This is a genomic window from Streptomyces filamentosus (assembly GCF_014654895.1).
Classification (GTDB): domain Bacteria; phylum Actinomycetota; class Actinomycetes; order Streptomycetales; family Streptomycetaceae; genus Streptomyces; species Streptomyces filamentosus.
On the sequence record NZ_BNBE01000002.1, the window covers coordinates 313,071 to 331,951 of the forward strand.

Here is an 18,881-nt window from a genome sequence, read left to right on the forward strand (position 1 = left end):
TCCGTCTCCGCTCGTCGACACGCTGCCGTCCAGCCACACACGCAGCAGCCCTGGCCGACCTCCATCAATCCCCCGCCAGTTCCCATCAGTTCCCTTCAGTTCCCACCAGTCCCCTGAAGCCTTCGCTTCGAACGGAGTTGCTCATGCGTCACGCTCACGAAGCACTTCCCCCGGCCGTTCCCGGCGCCGCGTCTCCGGCCGGCTGGCCGGAGGACTTCCCGGCGCGCGTCGCCGGGGACGGATGCCCGATGTGCCGCGACGACCACGCCTCGGACGACATCGGCCGGGGCGTCCTGCTGCGCCGTGGTGAGGTCGCCGACGCCTACCTGTGGCGACAGGGGTGCGTGCGGGGCTACTGCGTGCTGATCCACCGCGGTCCTCCGCACGTGGCCGAGCCCACGGACCTGTCCGAGGCCGACGCCGCCGCCTACTGGCGCGACACGCTCGCTCTCGGCAGGGCCCTGACGGCGTTCTACAAGCCGCTGAAGATGAACTACTCCACCCTCGGCAACGCCGTGCCCCACCTGCACTCGCACGTCTTCCCCCGCCACGGGGAGGGCGACCCGGCACCCGGGGGACCGATGCCGTGGAAGTTTCTCAGCGAGGGGCGCCAGGAGGAGGAGAGGTTCCTGGCCGACGCGGCCGCACTGCGCGTGCTGCTGCGGCAGGAGCCGGCGGCCGAGACGGACGAGGAGCCCGAAGACATGTTCCACGCCGCCGCGCCTCACTACGCCCTCCACCGTCCCGGACTTCCCGACGAAGCGGTCCGCCTCCTCGCGGACGCGGTGGAGGGGATCGAACGGCCCGCACTGCTCGACCTCGGCACCGGGACCGGGCAGGTACCGGCCGCCCTCCTGCCGGCCGTCCCCCGCATCGGCCGTATGGACCTGGTCGACTCCAGCCGCAGCATGCTGGCCGAGGCCGCCGGGATGCTCGCCCCGTTCCTGGCGGGTCGTGACGTCCACTTCCACCCGGTGACCGCCCAGGACTTCGCGCCGCCCCACGACGGCTACCGGGCCGACCTGGTCACCTGTGCGCGGGCCGCCCACTGGATGGACCTCCCGAAGGTCATGGCGACGGCCGACCGGGTCACCGCGCCCACGGCCGTCGTCGCGATCATGGGGGACGGCAGCCTGTGGACCTGCGAGGCGCCGTGGACCGTGGAGCTGCGCGCCCTCGTCCAGTCCTACCTCGGCGCCGCACGCCGGGCGGGCACCTCCCTCTACGAGGAACCGGTCCGCCCCCACGAGGACGTCCTCGCCGAGTCGGCGTTCGGCGAGGTCTCCACGTACCGCTTCCCGGTCCGCCGGACCTGGACGCCCGAGCGGGTCCTCGGATATCTGCGGAGCAGCAGTTTCGCGGGCGCGGCGCAGTTCGCGGAGCGGCACGCCGACTTCGAGGGCGAGGCCCGGCTGCTGCTGGAGCGGCACGCCGCCGGGGCCGGGCTCGTCGAGGAGGCGGTGTTCACCGTGCTGCTCGCGCGGCGTCCGGGCGGGTCCCTGTGAGCGGCGGCCGGCACGCGGTGCCGGTCGACGTGCACCTCCTCGCGGTCCGGGAGGGGAAGAACGGTTCGGAGGTGCTGCTGTCGCGCCGCGCGGGTGGCGTCTACGCGGCGGGACTGTGGCACCTGCCGTCCGGGCACGTGGACGGCCCCTTCGAGGACGTCGTCACCGCGCTGGTCCGGGAGACGGCCGAGGAGACCGGTCTCGTCGTGGATCCCGCCGACGTGCGCGCCGCGGTCACCGTCCACCACCGCGCGCCCTCCGGGAGCGCCCGGATCGGGATCCTGTTCGAGGTGCGGCGCTGGTCCGGTACGCCGGAGATCCGGGAGCCGGACGTGTGCGACGGGATGGACTGGTTCCCGTTCGACGTGCTGCCGGACCCGATGGTGGCGTACTGCCGTGCCGGACTGGACGCGTACCGGGCCGGTGCCGGGGTCGCGCTGCACTTCCAGGAGCCGGATGACCCGATCGGGTACGACTGCGATCCGGCGCTCGACAGGCTCCGCCTCGTCCCAGGGATCGGGGCTGGGGCTGGGGCTGCCGAGCGCGGACCGGGCGCGGCCGTGAAGGGCTTCGCCGAGCGCGCGGTCGGTCGCGTCGCCGCGTGGACGGACGTGTCCTGGGCCCGGGAGAACAGCCGGGTCTGGCAGGCGCGCGGTGCGGCGGGCGGTACGTGGTTCGTGAAGGTCCACCAGAACGAGGAGTTCCATCGGCGCGAGGTGGCGGCGCTCCGCGGCTGGGTTCCCGGACTGGGCGGCGCCGGGCCGCGCCTCGTGGCCGCCGCCCCGGAGTCGCGGGCGATCGTGGTGACGGCCGTCGAGGGACGGCCCCTGCACGGGATGGTGCTGACCGGCGCCGAGGAACGTGCGGTGTTCGAGGCGATCGGTGCTCTCGCGGCTCGCGTCCACGCCTCTCCTCTCGCCCTTCATGAAGTGGCGGGCGGCGGTGCGCCCGCAGGGCCGTACGACCGGATGGAACGCCGACTGGAGGCGGCGCGGGCATTGCTGGAGCCGGGCGACGAGGAGCGTGTCCGTGGGGCCGTCGCCATGGCCCAGGCTTCCGGCCCGCTCGCGCCGGTGGTGACCCACGGTGATCTGCAGCTGCGCAATCTCCTCCTCGGCGCCGACGGCACGGTGCGCGTCATCGACTTCGCACGCAGTGAACCCCAGCCGCGCGTACGGGACTTCGTCCGCTTTCTCGACCGCTTCGAGGACCGCGAGGACCTGGCCACCGCTTTCTTCACCGGCTACGGCCGACGGCCGACCCCCGCGGAGGAGGCGCATCTGGTCGCGGGCGCGGCCCTGGACGCGGTCTCCGGCATCGCTTTCGGGACGCGGACCGGGGATCCGGAACTCGTCGAACGGGGCCGCCGCACCCTCACCCGCCTCGCCACCGGCAGCGTCCGGCCCGGCGCCCTCCTCTCGGCCGGCACGCTCCCACGGCCCGGGGTTCCCCACCCGGCCGGCACGCTCCCACCGGCCCACGGCGCCGAGCCGATCGCCCTGGTCCCGTCCGGCACGGACGCACGTCGGCATCGTGACGGGCACCTTCCGGCAGCCGTCCTCCCCTCGAAAGCCGCCCCCGTCAGCGCTCCCCCGCCCGCGGGCATCCTCGTCCGTGCCTGCGCGGTCATCACCAACGCGGACGAGCTCTGCCTCATCCATCGCCGGCGGCCGACAGGAGACCAGTACTCCCTGCCCGGCGGCCTGCGGCACCTCGGCGAGAGCACGACGGACGCCCTCGTACGCGAGCTGGCGGAGGAATTGGGGTTCGACGCCCTCAAGACACCGGAGCCGCCCGTGCTGCGATGGGTCCAGTACCAGCGCACCACCCGTCCCCGAACACCAGGCCTGTTCGAGCGGCTCCATCTCGTCCACACCCTCACCGTGCCCGACAGCGACCGCGCCCTGATCGCCACGACCGAGCAGGACGCGGACGACGGCGCCCGGGTCGTGTGGATCCCCGTCGGCCAGGCCGCGGGCCTCCACCTCTACCCCGCCGTCGGCGCCGTGCTCACCGGCCTTTCCGGCCCGCCGGACGAGCCCGTCGAACTGCCGGCGATGGTGGACGGGCCCTACGTATGGCGGTGATCGACCCTCGCTTCGACGAGACGACCTTCATCGTGATCGACTTCGAAGGGCTCACTCCGGCGGGCAGGCCGGCCGAACCGGTCGAGGTCGCGGCACTGGCCTTGCGCCCTGAGCACGGACGGCTGGTCGAGACCGGCCGGTTCGAGGAGCTGATCCGGCCGCCCGCCGACGTGCCGGTGACGGCGATGGACGTCCGCCTCAAGGGCATCACCGAACGGATGCTCGCCCCCGGAGCCCCTGCCTCCGTGGTGATGGCGCGACTCGACGCCGGCCTGCCCGCGTCACCGTGTCGTCTGGTGGCCCACCACGCTTCGACCGAGGCCGGGATCATCGCCCGCCAGGCGGAACCCTGTCCGAGGCTCGCGGCGATCCCGCTGCTGGACACACTCCGACTGGCCAAGGCGACCGTCCCCGGCCTCAGCTCCTATCGGCTGGACAGCCTGCTCGCCCACTACGGCATTCCCCGGCCCGCCGGACGGCACCGCGCAATGCCGGACGTCGAAGTCACCGCCCAGCTTCTGGTCAGGTTGCTGGCGGACGGGGAGCGGGACGGGCGGCGGCGCACCCTGCCGGAGCTGGACATGACCGCCGGAGTGCGGCCCAAGCGGTCGTCTTCGGCTCCTGAGGGGGAGCAGTCTTGCCTGTTCTGACTCCGCCCTCGATACGAGAACACGAACCGCGCTGCGCTGGATCGAACGGGGCCCGGACCAGCGACAGGACCGCCAGGGGCCATAAAGGAACAGCCAGAACGGGAAATCGGCGTCGACCGTGTTGTTCCTGCCCGGCGGTATCGGCGGTCTGGTGTGCGCATCCGCCTGGGGGCTTCGATCCCACGGCGGCCGGGAAGGGTCACCTCCGTTCCGTCCGCGGACTTCGAGGAGGCCCTTACGCGATGAACGGCCCGTCCATGCCTTCGCTGATGGGAGTGTTCGCGCACCCGGACGACGAGAGCCTCCTGGCCGGCGGTGTGCTGGCGCAGCACCGTGCCGCCGGGGCGCGTACGAGTGTCGTCACCGCCACCTGGGCGCCGGGGAGCCGCCGGGCGCCGGAGCTCGCCGCCGCCCTCGACGTGCTGGGGGCGGGCCCTCCGCGTCTGCTCGGTTACGGGGACGCGCGCGATCCCGAGGCGGCTCCGGGGCGGCCTCGGCTCGTCGACGCGCCTCTGAACGAGGTCGTCGGCCGTCTCGTCGCCGAGCTGCGCGACTTCAGGCCCGAGGTCGTCGTCACCCACGACGAGGTCGGACAGCTGACGGGGCACCCCGACCACGTACGGACACACCAGGTCGTCCTGCTCGCCGTCAAAGCCTCCGGGCACGCCCATCTGTACCCCGAGACAGGCCCGCCGTGGCGGCCGGCGGCCCTGTACGCGGCCACCCACTCCACGTCGGGCGCGGGCCTGCTCGGCCCGCTGCTGGAGCGCGTGGGCAAGAGCGTCCTCGCGGTCGACGACGCGTACGTGACCGCGCATGTCGACGTCACACCGTGGATCGGCGTCAAGTGGCGGGCGATCCTCGCGCATCGCGGCGAGGTCGCGCGCGAGCGGCCCCTGCCCGGTGTCCTCGCCCGTCTCCCGGCGGCCGACCGTCACCGGATCCTCCGGTCCGAGCAGTTCACCAGGATCGGCCTCGGCCCGGCCCCGGCCCCGGCCGTCGCGGACCGGCTCGTCGTCTGACCGGCCGGCCGTGCCCCGACATGACGCGCCGCGCCGCGGCATCAGCCCCACCCGCCCATCGGAGAAACCATGACGACGAACGCCGCTGACCAGTCCCCCGCCCAGCCGTCCACCTCGAAGATGACCGACGAGCAGTACGGGGCGCTGCGCGCCTCGGCCGCCGTGTGGGCCGGGACCTCCGTGCTGATCACGGACGAGCGGGGGCGGGTCCTCGTCCAGGAGGTCGGCTACCGGCCCTTCCGCCTCCTGCCCGGCGGTGCCGTCGACGAGGGCGAGAGTGCCCGCCGGGCCGCCGTCCGGGAGGTGCAGGAGGAGCTCGGCGTCGCCCTCGACGTCCGCCGCGGCCTCGCCGTCGACTGGGTCTCCGCGGCCGCGGTCGGGGCACCCGCGGAGATGCGGTTCCCCGGCGAGATCCTGCACGTCTTCGACGGAGGCATCTGGGGCGAGGAGCGGTTCGCCGCGATCCGGCTGGCGGCGGACGAGATCCAGGCGGTCGAGTGCGTCGAGCCCGCCGATCTGCCGGCCCTCATGTCGCCGGGCGACGCGCGCCGCGCTCTGGCGGCCCTGCGCGCCCGCATCGACGGTGCGGGGGTCGTCCTGCTGGAGGACGGTGTTCCGGTCACGCCGGGCGTCCTGGACCGGGTGGGGGTCCTGCGTACCGCCCGGGCGCGGCACCACTTCCCCTTCCACCCGCGGCCGGTCCCCGGGGGCCTCGTGGTGCGGCAGGCGTGGTGCTGGGCCTTCGCCCCGGACGGCCGGGTCCTCGTGCTCCTCGAACCCGACACCGGTGCGGCCTGCCTGCCCGGCGGGACCCCGGAGGGCCGGGACGGAGGCGATCCCGCGACCACGCTCGTCCGCGAGGCCCGGGAAGAGGCCGCGGCCGAACTGGCCGACGTCGTGTACCTCGGGCACCTCTCCGACCCCGAGGAGCCGTGCGCACGCGTACGCTACGCCGCGACGCTCCGACGCGTCGGCGCGCCGCCCGTCGATCCGGCCACCGGCCGTGCGTACGTCCGGGTCCTGGCCACCCCCGAGCAGGTGGTGGAACTGTTCGACTGGGGGCCCGCCGCCGCCGGCCAACTCCAGGCCGTCCACCGGGCCCGCGCCTCGCTGCGCATCCCCCGGGCCGCCCGCCGGCCCGTCACCGAACTCTCCGGGCCCTGTGCCTGGTGAGCCCCGCCCCGGACGAACGGCAGGGCGTCACCGCGAGTTCTCCGCCCTGCGCTCTTCCGGGGCCGACGGGGGCACCGGACCGTCCCCTAGATCCGGGACTTGCGCAGCGAGTGCCAGGCCGCGCCGTACAGCGCCAGGGCGGACCGGGGCACCGAGAGGCGCTCGTGCTGCCGGTACAGCCGCCAGTTGTGCTCCACCAGCGCCAGCTTGTTCGAGGAGAGCGAACCCGCCCGGCCGGCCCGGTAGATCGCCAGGGGCTCCTTCATGCCCCGGGCCGGGTTCCCGTTCCGCATGATCGCCAGCCACAGTGCGTAGTCCTGCCGCTTCGGCATGTCCGGCATCAGCCTCGTGCCCAGCGCCGCCCGGTCGTACATCGCGGTGAGGGCCCCGATGTGGTCCTGCACCAACATGTCGCGGTACGTCACGCGCTCCCGCGCCTCGACCACCCGGCCGTTCGGCGTGAAGTCGCACGCCTCGCCCGTGTAGTCGCCGTCGACCTTGTAGTAGGAGGTGAACGTCAGCGGGGCGTCGCCCTCGGCGGCGAACGCGATCTGCCGCTCCAGCTTCGCCGGGAGCCACATGTCGTCGCTGTCCAGGAAGGCCACGTACTCGCCCCGCGCCCGCGCCAGCGCCAGGTTGCGGGCCTTGGCCGCGCCGCCCTGCTCCGGCGCCGCCTGCGGGAGCACGCGCTCGTCCTGGCGGGCCAGTTCCTGCAGCAGGTCCATGGAGTCGTCGGTGGACGCGTCGTCGGTGATCAACAACTCCACGTCGGTATGCGTCTGCGCCAGCACGGAACGTACCGACGAGCCGAGAGTGACGGCCGAGTTGTGTACCGGCATCACCACGGAAACCAGGGGCACTGCGGTGCTCCTCACCAGGGGTTGGGGCAGTCGTCATGAAGGTCTTCGCCGCCGTCCAGGGGCTGCGCGGAGCGGCCTCTGTCCGGTGCGCCCCGCCGAGGCGGACCACCAGGTCGGCGCCTGCGGCGGAGATCTGCACCGTATCAAGCCACGGGGGCCGCGTGCCGGGCCTGACCTGCGCGCGGCCGGCTCCCGGCGGCCCGCGCAGGCCCGGTCGCCGCCCGGCCGCCGTCCGACCACTGCCTGCCGTCGTACGGGTGCGGCCCGCACACGGCCAGGGTGGGCCGTCTTCCAGCGGGCGAGACGGCGGCGGGCGGGTTCCCGGCGCGGGAGGGGGTGTGGTCTTCGTGGGCACCGGCGCACCGCGCGTCGGGGCGGTCGTACTCACGCTGAACGACCGTCCCGGTGAGCTCCCGAGGGCGATGGAGTCCCCCCCTCGCGCAGGAGGGTGTCGAGCTGGTCGTGGTCGTGGTCGTGGTCGTGGTCGGCAACGGCTGTGTGCCCGCGCAGGTTCCGGCCGGGGTGAAGACGGTGGCCCTGGCGGAGAACGTCGGCATCCCCGAGGGCCGCGACATCGGTGCGCGGGGCGTCGAGGGCGAGTTGCTGTTCTTCTTCGACGACGACGCGGTCCTGCCCGGCGCCGACGTCCTCGTCCGCCTCGCCGGTGCCCTCCTGCGCGAGCCCGGCCTCGTCTACGTCCAGCCCCGGATCGCCGACCCCGGCACCGGGATCACCGTGCGCCGCCGGCTCCCCCGGCTGCGGGCCGGCGATCCGGAGCGGCCCGGAGTCGTGACGGTCATGGCCGAGGGCGTCGTCATGATCCGCCGCGACGCGTTCGACGCCGCCGGGGGCCGGCCCGGACACTCCTTCCTCTTCCATGAGGGCGTCGACCTCGCCTGGCGGCCGTGGGACCGGGGCGGTACCGGCCGCTACCTGCCCGACGTCGTCGTCCACCACCCCGCGACCGACCCCGCCCGCCACGACCGCTTCCACCGGCTCAACGCCCGCAACCGCGTCTGGCTCGCACGACGGAACCTCCCCGCGCCCCTGGCCCCCCTCAACCTCACCGACTTCGTCCTCCTCACCCTCTGGCGCTCCCGCGACAGGGCGGCCCTCCGCGCCACCGCCGCGGGCTTCCGCGGCGGCCACGGACGCCGCGCCCCCATGAGCCGGCACACCGTCATCCGCCTCACCCGCGCCGGGCGGCCCCCGATCGTGTGAAGCTCGTCGGAGGCGGCCGGAGGGTGCGGTCGGGGTCTCGGCGGAAGCCTTCGGTCCTCGGGCCGGGGCGGGGCGGGAACGAAGGCCGGTAGCCGTCCGGAGGCGCTCCGCACTCGATCCGTCACGGTGATCCCGCCCGTTCACGGGCGGGGTACGGACGCCGTCAGGGCCCGCCAGGTGGGGGTGTCGACGGCGCCGGTGGCGGGCAGGCCGCGGCGGGTCTGGAAGTCGGACACGGCGCGGAGGGTGCCCGCCGTGTAGACGCCGGTGATGTCGGCGGGGAGGCCGGCCTGGCCCAGGAGGTCCTGGACCGCCTCGACTTCAGGACCCGTGGCGCCGGAGGCGACGGAGCGGACCAGCACCGGCCAGGTCCGCTCCCCCACCTTGCCGTCCGGTTGCAGGCCCCTGGTGCGCTGGAAGGCGATCACGTGCCGGCGGGTCTCCGGGCCGAAGATGCCGTCCGCCCTCAAGCGGCGGCCGTCGGCTTGCAGGAGGCGCTGGATCGTCCAGGTGAGGGAGGACTTCTCGCCCAGTCTCACCAGGGGCCAGCGTGCCGTCGCGGCAGGGCCTCGGGCCGCCGCCACGGGGCGGTCGTGGGTCGCCGGGGGCCGGCGGTCCGCGAGGAGGGCCCAGGAGGCGAGGGCGATGCTCGTCGTCACCGCCGCCACGAGGGCCGTGCGCCACAGGCTCCGGGGCGGTTTCGGGGAGCCCGGTGGGGAGTTCGGTGGGGAGATCGGTTCCGGGGCGGGAGGAAAGGGCTGCGCAGGCGCGGCCGGGGAAGGTGGCGGCGGCTCCGACCGAGCGGGGCCGCCCGCGGCGGTCTCGGCCAGGGCCAGGGCTGTTGGCAGGTCTTCGGGCGGTGCGCCCAGGGTCGCGTGGAGGGCCCGGACGATGTCCTTGGGCGCGTTCGAGGCGTGCGCGGGGTTGAAGTAGCGCGACAGGGTGGTCTGGTTGACGCCGACCCGGCGCGCGAGGGACTCCTGCGTGGGCTTTCTGCCGCTCTCGTCCGTGGCGGCCTCCCACCACGCGCGCAGGAGCAGCGCCAGTTCCTGCCCCGCTCCGCTCGCCGTGCGGTCCGGCCGGACCTCGACCATGTGTGCCTCCGAGCTTCTTCGCGCCTGCATAACCGCACGTCAGCGCCCTGCATATGTGCATGCATCATCACGCATCGGTGCATGGCGCATGGGGCCCCGCCGGGCGGCCGGAAGGGGGCAGGGTTGTCCTCGGCAGCCCGCGGCGGCCGGTCCGGAAGGCCCGCCCACAGGGCGATACGCCCTTGGCACACGCCACGGGACGTGCCGTGGCCCACGCCGGAGTCCGGCGCACCGCCACTTCCCCAACCCCTCTAAGGAGTGATCACCATGTCCGTTTCGTCCTCCCTGCGAGCCCGTCTCCTCTCGGTCGGGCTCGGCGCCCTGGCCCTCGTGACCACGGCCGCCGCCACCGCCCCCGGCGGCCAGGCCGCACCCGACGACCAGGGCCGGCCGTCGGCGTCCGACGTCGTCACCACGCTGAAGTTCGTCAGGAACTCCGCCGACCCGCAGAACTCCCGGCTGTACGTCATCCGCGGCGGCACGCCCGTGGCCGAGTTCCGCGCCGGATCCGGCCTCGGCAAGACCCACCGGAACGGCCGCAAGGAGTGCGTCCGCGAGCAGGGCTGGCTGCCCCGGGGCACGTACAAGGTCGGCGCGGCCCAGACCCGCTACAACGGCACCCTCGTCAAGGGCTACGCGATCCCCCTGAGCGACAAGAAGTGCAGCGACAACCGGACGTGGCGGACCCAGTTGCTCATCCACAGCGAGATGACCCGCGACGGCGGCCGGGGCAGCACGGAGAGCCGGCGCTGGGACGGCGTGAGCGACTACAAGTCCGCCGGCTGCATCAAGCTGGAGCCCAACGACATCAAGAAGCTGTTCCGCAACCTCAGCCGCTTCCCCGCACCCACGCGACTGATGGTGGTCTGACCCGGCAGCCCGGCCCCGGCCTCGTTCCCGCCCCGGCGATGGGGCGGGAAACGTCGTGGGGGGGGTGTGCCGAGCGGCCGGGGCTAGCGCTTCACGCCGTAGCGGAGGTAGACGACCTTCGAGCTGAAGGTGCGGGTCTCCAGGAGTTCGAGGTTCACCTGGCGTTCGTCGCGGGGGAAGAAGGGGATGCCGCCGCCGACGAGTACGGGGTGGATCACGGCCCGGTACTCGTCGATCAGGTCCGCTTCGGCGGCTTCGGCGGCGAGGGTCGCGCCGCCGATCGCGATGTCGCCCTGCGCCGGTTCGGCGCGCAGGCGGGCGATCTCCTCCGTCAGGGTGCCGGAGGCCAGGCGGGCCTGGCCCTGGACCGTCGACAGGGTGGTGGAGAAGACCACTTTCGGAAGCGGGTTCCAGAGGGCGGTCCACTCGCGTTCCGCTTCTCCGAGGGACGGGTCCTGGTCGGCGGTCTCCCAGTACAGCATCGTCTCGTACAGGCGCCGCCCGAGCAGGTGGACGCCGACCTCGCGGATCTCGTCGATCCAGAAGCGGAAGACGTCCTCGTCGGGGCCCGACCAGTCGAAGCCGCCGTCCGGGCCGACGATGTAGCCGTCGAGCGAGACGCCCATCGAGTAGGTCACCTTGCGCATCAGCAGTCCTCCTCAGTGCCGGGTTCGACAGTACGACCGCCGGGCGCCGCCGAACTCATCGCGACGCGCGGGATCCCTCGGTGGCGGTCCGGCGCGGAGGAGGTGGCGGAGAGGTGGACAGCCTCGCCTCCCCCCTTCTACGCTCCGTGTCACCTATTCACTTAGTTGACTATGGAGTGGTTGGCCATGCACCCGTTCCGCACCGCCGTCGAAAACCGCGACGAGGCCGCCATCGAGGCCCTCCTCGCCGAGGACGTCGTCTTCACCAGCCCGATCGCCTTCAAGCCCTATCCCGGCAAGGCCGTCACCGCCGCGATCCTGCGCGCCGTGATGCGCGTCCTCGAGGACTTCACCTACGTCCGTGAGATCGCGGATCCCGGAGGGCGTGATCACGCCCTCGTCTTCACCGCCACCGTCGACGGGAAGCGGATCCAGGGCTGCGACTTCCTCCACCTCGACGAGGACGGGCTGATCGACGACTTCACGGTCATGGTCCGGCCGCTCTCCGCCGCGCAGGCCCTCGCCGCCGCCATGGGCGCCCAGTTCGACCGGATCGCCCTCGAAGCGTCCGAAGCGTCCGAAGCGGCCGGCGCCTGAAGCGCCGTCCCGTGCCTTCCGCCGGAGGTGCGGGCGTCAGGGCAGGTCGGTGCTCAGCAGGGAGTACATGAGCATGTCGCGGCGTCGGCCGTCCACCGGCTGCCAGCTCCGGAGCAGGCCCTCGCGGTGGAAGCCGGCGGCCTCGGCCGTTCGCGCCGACGCGGTGTTCCAGGGTTCCACGCAGAGTTGGAGGCGGGGGATGCCGAGGTCGGCCAGTCCCCAGGAGGCGACTGCGCGGAGGGCTGCCGCGGCGGCGCCCTGGCCCCGGGCGGAGCCGGCGGTCCAGTAGCCGAGCGACGCCCGGCCCTCGTGGGCGTCCCTCAGCCACAGGCCGATGGCGCCGACGGGGCACCGATCCTCGGTCCGCACGATGACGAACGGGTAGCCGGTGCCCGTGGACGCCCGCTCCCACTGCCGCCGCACGAAGGCTTCGCCGGCCTCCCGCGAGTACGGGGAGGGGACGGTCGTGATCAGCGGGATGTACGCGTCGGCCGACGCCTCCTGAACGAGCGGCAGATCGCCCCTCTCCCAGGGGCGGAGCAGGAAGCGGTCGCCGGCGGCCAGTCGCGGGACGTCCAGATGAGTGGTCATGGGGTCATCCTGCAACGCGACGGGCCGGGCGTCCGGGAGACGGGTGTCCGAGAGGCGGGCGTTCGGGAAGTGGCTATTCGGGGATGATGGCCACCGCGTCGATCTCCACGAGCGCGCCCGGACGGGCGTGTCCCGCGGTGGAGACGACGGTGATGGCCGTGCGGTGGTCGCCCCAGGCGGCTCGTGACGCCGCGTATCCCGCCCGCGCGTCGACTCCGTCGACGAGGTAGATGTTCAGCTTGGCGACGTGCTCGGGGCCGGTGCCCGCGGCCTCGAGAATGGTCAGCACGTTGCGCATGGCCTGGGTGGTCTGGGCCTCGATGCCGTCGAGCAGGTTTCCGGTGCTGTCGGTGCCGAGCTGGCCGCCGACGTGCAGCATCCGCCCTGCGGGGGTGATCACGCCCTGGGTGAAGGCGGGGTTGTAGTGGAGCTCTTCGGGGTCGAGGTGCGTCGTCTTCACGGTCATGGGCCTCTCCCGGGGTGTGCCGGTGTACGTGTACGGGTGCGAGTGGTGCGGCAGGTGGACGGGTCGGCCCTGGTGGATGCGCGACGCCCGGAATCCGGCATCAGCGAGGCCGCGCGCACCGGCCGGCCGGCCGACCGGACGTCGATCCGGCCTTCGGGCTGGTCGGGTGCGGTGGGCGGCGCTGCCAGCTTACTCCGGGGGCCCGTACGGCGCCGCCGAAGCGCGCGGCGACGGCGCGGCCCGGCCCGGCGACCCGGTGGCCGGGCGGTCGCGGCGGGGGCCGGGGGACGACGTGACTCCTCGTGGGTTCCCTGGCGGCGGCGCTCGAAAGAGGACGTCAACGGCGCGTCACGGCCGGCCCGGGAGCCGGGGTCGTACGGGGTCCGACGGTGGCGGGAGGGGGGACCGCAGCGCGTGATCGCGGAGAACAGGACGATTGTTCGGAGGCGTACGACAGGCGTTTTATCCGGTTTACCGTTCGCGGTTCCGGGGAGGTCGGGGACGTCGGTGACGCGCAGGGGCTTCCGTCCGTCCGAGGGGGCGTCAGCCGATGCGCTCGGCCAGGGCGAGGATGATGCCCGCGGGGCCCCTGAGGTAGCAGAGCCGGTAGACGTTCTCGTACTGCGCCACCTCGCCGATCAGTTCGGCGCCGTGGGAGCGCAGCCGGACGATGGTGTCGTCGATGTCGTCGACGGCGAACATGACGCGGTGCAGGCCCAGCGTGTTGGGCGGCGTGTCGGCCGATCCGTCGCCGAGCGCCGCGGGGGCGTGGTACTGCGCGAGTTCCAGCTTGCCGTGTCCGTCCGGGGTCCGCATCATCGCGATCTCACTGCGGACGCCGTCGAGCCCGACGGTCAGGTCCGCGAAGGAGCCCTCGATCTGCGCCCTGGCCTCGACCTCCATGCCCAGCTCGGCGAAGAAGGCGACGGCGGCGTCCAGGTCGTCGACGACGATGCCGACGTTGTCCATCCGCTGAAGCGCCATGGCGGTTCTCCCTCTGTTCTGCGTCTGCTCCGTGCCGGCTCGGTGTCCGCTCGGCGCGGCCCCGAGGTGACCGGTATACCGGAGCCGGGGAAGGGGAGGGAGGAGGCGGAGCCGACCGGAATCGAACCGGCGTCCTCGCGGTGTTGGAGACCGCGCGCGACGACCTCTGCGCTACGGCCCCGCCCGCCGCCGACCTTACGGGAGCGGACCGGACCGCGTGCGGGGAGGGCTCAGGCGAGGGTGCCGTCGGGCTCCGTGGTCATGCGGGCCACGTGGAGCGCCAGGTAGGAGACCTCGTCCTCGCTCAGGCGCTGGCCCAGGCGCAGCTCGACGATCGTCGCCAGCTGCTGGGCGGTGCGGGTCGCCTCCGGGTAGTGGCGGCGGATGCCCTGGCCGATCGTGGACTCGTGGCCCTTCAGCTGCCGGTGCTGCTGGATGCGCACGAAGAGGTAGCGGACGTGGGTGATGAACCGTGCCGCGCTCATGGACTCCTGGGCGACGGACAGGCCGTGCCGCTGCCTCACGACGGCGAGCATCTGCTGGATGATCCCGGTCATCGTGTAGGTGAAGGACAGGTCGCCCGTCGCGAAGCCGGCGTTGACCAGGTGCAGGGCGAGGGCGATCGCCTCGGGCTCCTCCAGGCGCGGGTCCACGCGCTCGTTGATGGCCGCGAGGAGCCGCTGGGCCTGGGCGTACTCGGCGGCGTACAGGGCCTGGACCTCGGCGCGCAGCGGGTACTCGACGGTGATGCCGCGCGCGGCGCGGTCCAGGGCTCCGGCGACGTGGTCGGCGACGGCGATGGCGAGGGTCGGCCGGGTGGACTCGCGTCCCTCGATGCCGGCCTCGTCGAGGGCGATCACGACGGCCCGCAGGACCTCCTCGTCGATGAGGGCGAGGACCTCGCTCAGGTGGTCGGGGTCGCGGCCGTCCGCCGGGACGAAGACGCGCACGATCAGGGCGGGGTCGACGGGCTTGCCCTGGCGGGAGCTGAAACCGATGCCGCGGCCGGTGAGGATGACCTCCTGGCCCTTGTCGTCGCGCGCGAGGACCACGTTGTTGTTGAGTACACGCAGCGCCTTCAACGCCTGCTCTCCCTGTCTCGTGCGCGGTCCGGTTCTTCCCCATGGTCCCGCATCGTCCGCCGTCCGCGGTCCGGCCTCCCCCGGAGCCGGCCGCCCGGAGCCGGTCCGGCGGGGGCGCGCCCGGGTGGGCGCGGCCCCCGCCGGACCGGTGACCGGCCTCGTCAGCGCCGTACGGTCACCACGGGTGCGCCCGCGGCGACGCTCCGTCCGGTGTGCGGCTCGACGGAGGCGAGCTCGGCGGTGTTGGTGACGGTCATGAGGGTGACGGCCGGGTGCTCGGCCGCGCGTACGGCGTCGAGGTCGACCTCGACGAGGAGGTCGCCCGCACGGACCCGCTCGCCCGCACGGACCCGGACGTCGAAGCCCTCGCCGTTCATCTGGACCGTGTCGATGCCGACGTGGATGAGCACCTCGACGCCGTCCGCGGTGCGGATGCCGAAGGCGTGGCCGGTCTCGGCGACGACGGCCAGCTCTCCGTCGACCGGGGCGACGACGTGGCCGTCGGCCGGTTCGATGCCGACGCCCTCGCCGAGCGCGCGGGAGGCGAAGACGGGGTCCCCGACCTCGTCGAGGTCGACCACGCGGCCCGCGACCGGGGCCGCGAGCACGGTGCCCTGCGCGGGGGCCTCGGGGGCGGGGGCTTCGGGCTGGGTCTCGGGGGCCTCGGTCACGGGGGCCGGGGCCGTCGTGGCGGTTCCGGTGGTTCCCATGGTCGCGGTGGTCCCGGCGGTGCCGGTGGTCTTGGCGGTGCCGACCGTGGCGAGTTCCCGGGCGCCGGCCGTCGCGGTCTCCTCGGGGGCGAGCGCCTCGGCGGCGTCGCGCTCGGCGTTGGCGCGGGCGCGGTCCTCGGGGGTGCGGAAGTCGGAGAAGTACACGAGCGCCATGGAGACGCCGAAGGCCGCCGTGATCGCGATGACGTAGGTGGTCATCGGGGAGAAGACCGGGATGGTCAGCAGGGAGGTGAAGGCGAACGCCTCGGTGTCGACGCCGCCCATGACGCCCACGATCACGCCGCCGACGAGGCAGCCGACGAGCATGCGCGGGTAGATCCGCTTGAAGCGCAGGTGGATGCCGTACAGGGACGGCTCGGAGATGCCGCCGAGGAGGCCGGCCGCCAGGGCGCCGGTCGCGGTCTGGCGCATCTCGGCCTCGCGGTGGCGCAGGGAGAGCAGGAGGACGCCGGCGGTCGCGCCGAAGCAGGCGAAGTTCCACGCGCCCATGGGGCCCTGGATGAAGTCGTAGCCGAGGGTGTTGATGTTGACGAGCATGAGCGCGTTCAGCGGCCAGTGCAGGCCCAGCGGCACGAGGAAGGGGTACAGCAGCGGGATGAGGATCGCGAAGACGATCGGGGCGTTGCCGTTGAGCCAGGAGAGTCCCTCGCCGAGGCCGTTGCCGGCCCAGACGCCCATCGGGCCGATGAGGAAGGCGGTGACCGGGATCATGATCAGCATGCTGAAGAAGGGGACGAAGACCAGGTGCACGGTCTCCGGGAAGACCTTCTGGAGCCCCTTGTGGACGAGGGCGAGCACGGCGGCCATCATCAGCGGGACGAAGACCTGGCCGCCGTAGTCGTTCAGCTGCATCGGCAGGCCGAAGACGTGCGCCACGCAGCTCTGGGTGCCCAGGGTCGCGTTCGTGGTGCAGGTGATGCCGGGGATGCCGGAGTCGGGGTCGAGCATGCCCGTGAAGTTCGGGGTCATCACCGCGGCCATCACCGCGGCGCCCACCCAGGGGTCGACCTTCAGCTTCTTGGCCGCGTTGTAGGCGACCATGATCGGCAGGAAGTACAGCACCGAGCGCCACATGGCGTCGACGAACACCCAGCTCGCGGACTTGTCCGCGGCACGGAAGTCGACCACGCCCAGGGCGTCGAGGACGGAGGCGATCGCGATGATCAGCGAGGAGCCGAGGAGGACGCCCATGAGCGGGCGGAAGGAGTCGGAGAGGTACTCGAAGAAGTTGTCGACCCAGGCGTAGCGGCCGCGGCTCCTGGCCCGCATCTCGGCCTTGACGTCGGCGTCGGACTTCGGGCGGGCGGCGCCCGCGCCGCCGCTCATCGAGGGCAGGTTCATGATCTCGGTCCAGACCCGTGCGACGGCTCCGCCGATCACGATCTGGAGGCGGTCCCCGGACTGCGGGACGGTGGCCATGACGCCGTCGAGGGCGTCGAGCGCGGCCGGGTCGGCCTTCGCCCCGTCGTGGAGCTGGAAGCGCAGCCGCGTCGCGCAGTGCGTGAGGCTCTCGATGTTCTCGGCTCCGCCGACGCCGCGGAGGATGCGCTCCGCCAGCGTGCCGGGTCCCGCTACGGGTGTGTTCATGATGCTTCCTTGCATCCTGGGGCTCTTGCCGTCCTGCCTGCTGTCCTCGATCTCTTCCGCCTGGATTCGGGCAACAAAAAAGGCCCGGGTCGCGCACAGGGCGCTACCCAGGCCTTGCCTTCCCTCGAGCGGTGCACCGCCGTGCGTCGTGCTGACGACGCGGGTGGTGTCCTCGGGAAGTAACAATCCTGACGATCGAGATCGATCCGACATCACCCTAGCACCGGGAGGGGGCCCGGAAGGGGGACGCGGGTGTGGGGCGGGTCACGCCTTGGTCGCGGCCGGGACGGGGGCCTGTGCGGGGGCCTGGTCCTGCTCGGGGGTCCGGTCCGGGACGGGGGCCGGGGCCTCCTGCGCGGGAGCCGGGTCCTGTGCCGGGGCCGGGTCCTGTGCGGGGGGCTGTGCCGGGGTCTGCTTCCCGGGGCGCAGGTCGGGGATGCGGCGCAGTCCGGGGTTGAAGGTGCTGTAGCAGGCCAGGGCGAGCAGGAGGGCGGAGTTGGCGAGCAGGACGGTGGCGGGACCCGTACGGGTGAGCAGGGCGCTGGTGAGCAGCGGGCCGAAGGGGATGATCAGGGCGGGGATGAGGCCGCAGGCGGTCTGGACCCGGCCCTGGAGGTGGTCGGGGATGGTGTGCAGGCGCGCGGCGGAGATCACGGCATTGGCGGCCGGGGTGGCCAGGCTGCACAGTCCGATCACCAGGGCGAGGGCGGCGGTGTCGTCGCTCAGGGCCAGCAGCGGGGTGAACAGGGCCGTGCTCCAGCACACCAGGAGGACCAGGGTGCGCGGGGGCAGGGTGGTGGTCGTGCGGGCGGCGATGAGGGAGCCCACGAGGTTGCCCGCGCCGGAGGCGGCGATGATGACGGCGTTGTGGAAGCCGCCCGAGGTGGTGTGCGCGCCGCCGGTGACCAGGACCAGGACGATGCCGCTGAAGGCGAGGTTGACCAGGGCGGCGTTGACCAGGGTGTAGCGCAGGAAGGGGCTGCGGCGCACCTCCTTCCAGCCGGTGCCCAGGTCCTTGATGAGGCGGGGCGCGGGCGGGCGGCCTTCGGCGGAGGGCCGGCCCGCGGGCAGGCGCACGAGGGCCACGCACAGGGTGGACGCGAGGTAGGACAGGGCGTCCACGAGGAAGGGCAGGGCGGGGGCGACGGCGTACAGGGCGGCGCCGATGAGCGGACCGGCCAGGGTGACGGCGGCCGAGCGGGCCTGGCTGAGGGACAGCGCGGTCGGCAGCTGCTCGCGCGGGACGACGTGGCGCAGGGCGGCGGAGGCGGCCGGGTTGAAGGGGGCGCTGAAGACGCTGTTGGCGACGGCCACACACAGGGCGAGGGGCAGGGTGACCCGGTCGGTGAGGACGGCGGCCGTCATCACCAGGTAGGCCAGGGCGCGGGCGCCGTCGCTGATGATCAGGACGGGTTTGCGCGGGAGGCGGTCGACCAGGACGCCGGCGGGCAGGGTCGCCAGGACGGAGGCGAGGATCTCGGTGAAGGTCACCAGGCCGAAGGCGGTGATGGATCCGGTGGCGTGCAGCACCACCAGGGGCAGGGCGATGGCGCTGGCCTGGGATCCGAAGCCCGACAGGGCGTGCGCGAGCCACAGCCGCTGGTAGTCCCGGTTGCGGTGCAGGGGCGTGGGTGCGGGCGCGGGGGCGGGAACGGGGGCTGACGCGGGTGCCGGCATGGGTCTGCATCTCCTTTCGGTTTCGGGCCACGGCCGA

16 protein-coding genes, 1 tRNA gene and 1 pseudogene are annotated in these 18,881 nt (G+C 73.3%); 8 read left to right on the forward strand and 10 right to left on the reverse strand.

What is annotated here, in order from left to right; translation table 11 throughout:
- Positions 1-143: 143 nt before the first annotated feature.
- From IE326_RS40780 to IE326_RS20495, 5 genes are all read left to right on the forward strand, one after another.
- A complete protein-coding gene (locus IE326_RS40780; protein ID WP_229915528.1) occupies positions 144-1,505 on the forward strand; it encodes a methyltransferase domain-containing protein in 1,362 nt (453 codons plus the stop codon).
- Positions 1,502-3,592: an NUDIX domain-containing protein gene (locus IE326_RS20480; RefSeq protein WP_190042536.1), complete on the forward strand. Its 2,091-nt coding sequence runs from the start codon at positions 1,502-1,504 to the stop codon at positions 3,590-3,592. Before IE326_RS40780 ends, IE326_RS20480 begins: the two co-directional genes overlap by 4 nt.
- Complete coding sequence (locus IE326_RS20485; RefSeq protein WP_190042537.1) at positions 3,583-4,242, forward strand: 3'-5' exonuclease; 660 nt, start codon at positions 3,583-3,585, stop codon at positions 4,240-4,242. The genes IE326_RS20480 and IE326_RS20485 overlap by 10 nt, the downstream gene beginning before the upstream one ends.
- Positions 4,243-4,484: 242 nt before the next feature.
- Positions 4,485-5,264 (forward strand): PIG-L deacetylase family protein, encoded by a 780-nt coding sequence (locus IE326_RS20490; RefSeq protein ID WP_190042538.1) that lies wholly within the window; start codon positions 4,485-4,487, stop codon positions 5,262-5,264.
- 69 nt (positions 5,265-5,333) lie between these two features.
- Positions 5,334-6,437 (forward strand): NUDIX domain-containing protein, encoded by a 1,104-nt coding sequence (locus IE326_RS20495; protein ID WP_229915529.1) that lies wholly within the window; start codon positions 5,334-5,336, stop codon positions 6,435-6,437.
- A gap of 86 nt (positions 6,438-6,523) precedes the next feature.
- On the opposite strand, the gene IE326_RS20500 is transcribed toward IE326_RS20495, so the two are convergent.
- Positions 6,524-7,297 (reverse strand): glycosyltransferase family 2 protein, encoded by a 774-nt coding sequence (locus IE326_RS20500; protein WP_150226255.1) that lies wholly within the window; start codon positions 7,295-7,297, stop codon positions 6,524-6,526.
- 422 nt (positions 7,298-7,719) lie between these two features.
- Between IE326_RS20500 and IE326_RS20505 the strand changes: the two are divergent.
- Positions 7,720-8,518, forward strand: a pseudogene (locus tag IE326_RS20505) (glycosyltransferase family 2 protein).
- Between the two features lie 140 nt (positions 8,519-8,658).
- On the opposite strand, the gene IE326_RS20510 reads toward IE326_RS20505, so the two are convergent.
- Entirely contained in the window at positions 8,659-9,612 is a 954-nt protein-coding gene (locus IE326_RS20510; RefSeq protein ID WP_190042539.1) for a peptidoglycan-binding protein, read from the reverse strand.
- 267 nt (positions 9,613-9,879) lie between these two features.
- Here IE326_RS20510 and IE326_RS20515 point away from each other — a divergent pair, with 267 nt between their 5' ends.
- A complete protein-coding gene (locus IE326_RS20515; RefSeq protein WP_190042540.1) occupies positions 9,880-10,482 on the forward strand; it encodes a L,D-transpeptidase in 603 nt (200 codons plus the stop codon).
- 83 nt (positions 10,483-10,565) lie between these two features.
- Here IE326_RS20515 and IE326_RS20520 read toward each other — a convergent pair whose 3' ends face one another.
- A complete protein-coding gene (locus IE326_RS20520) occupies positions 10,566-11,129 on the reverse strand; it encodes a dihydrofolate reductase family protein (RefSeq protein ID WP_150226259.1) in 564 nt (187 codons plus the stop codon).
- Between the two features lie 186 nt (positions 11,130-11,315).
- Here IE326_RS20520 and IE326_RS20525 point away from each other — a divergent pair, with 186 nt between their 5' ends.
- Entirely contained in the window at positions 11,316-11,726 is a 411-nt protein-coding gene (locus tag IE326_RS20525; RefSeq protein ID WP_150226260.1) for a nuclear transport factor 2 family protein, read from the forward strand.
- Positions 11,727-11,762: 36 nt separating this feature from the next.
- On the opposite strand, the gene IE326_RS20530 is transcribed toward IE326_RS20525, so the two are convergent.
- From IE326_RS20530 to IE326_RS20560, 7 genes are all read right to left on the reverse strand, one after another.
- Entirely contained in the window at positions 11,763-12,317 is a 555-nt protein-coding gene (locus tag IE326_RS20530) for a GNAT family N-acetyltransferase (protein WP_190042541.1), read from the reverse strand.
- Between the two features lie 73 nt (positions 12,318-12,390).
- Complete coding sequence (locus IE326_RS20535; RefSeq protein ID WP_150226262.1) at positions 12,391-12,783, reverse strand: RidA family protein; 393 nt, start codon at positions 12,781-12,783, stop codon at positions 12,391-12,393.
- 543 nt (positions 12,784-13,326) lie between these two features.
- The gene (locus IE326_RS20540) at positions 13,327-13,767 is read right to left on the reverse strand and encodes a VOC family protein (protein WP_150226263.1); all 441 of its coding nucleotides are present in this window, start codon (positions 13,765-13,767) and stop codon (positions 13,327-13,329) included.
- Positions 13,768-13,873: 106 nt separating this feature from the next.
- Positions 13,874-13,948, reverse strand: a tRNA-Trp gene (locus tag IE326_RS20545).
- A 49-nt stretch (positions 13,949-13,997) separates the two neighbouring features.
- A complete protein-coding gene (locus IE326_RS20550) occupies positions 13,998-14,849 on the reverse strand; it encodes a PRD domain-containing protein (RefSeq protein ID WP_150226264.1) in 852 nt (283 codons plus the stop codon).
- 161 nt (positions 14,850-15,010) lie between these two features.
- A complete protein-coding gene (locus IE326_RS20555; protein WP_190042542.1) occupies positions 15,011-17,167 on the reverse strand; it encodes a glucose PTS transporter subunit IIA in 2,157 nt (718 codons plus the stop codon).
- A 264-nt stretch (positions 17,168-17,431) separates the two neighbouring features.
- Positions 17,432-18,844: an MFS transporter gene (locus tag IE326_RS20560; protein ID WP_150226266.1), complete on the reverse strand. Its 1,413-nt coding sequence runs from the start codon at positions 18,842-18,844 to the stop codon at positions 17,432-17,434.
- Between the last annotated feature and the right edge of the window lie 37 nt (positions 18,845-18,881).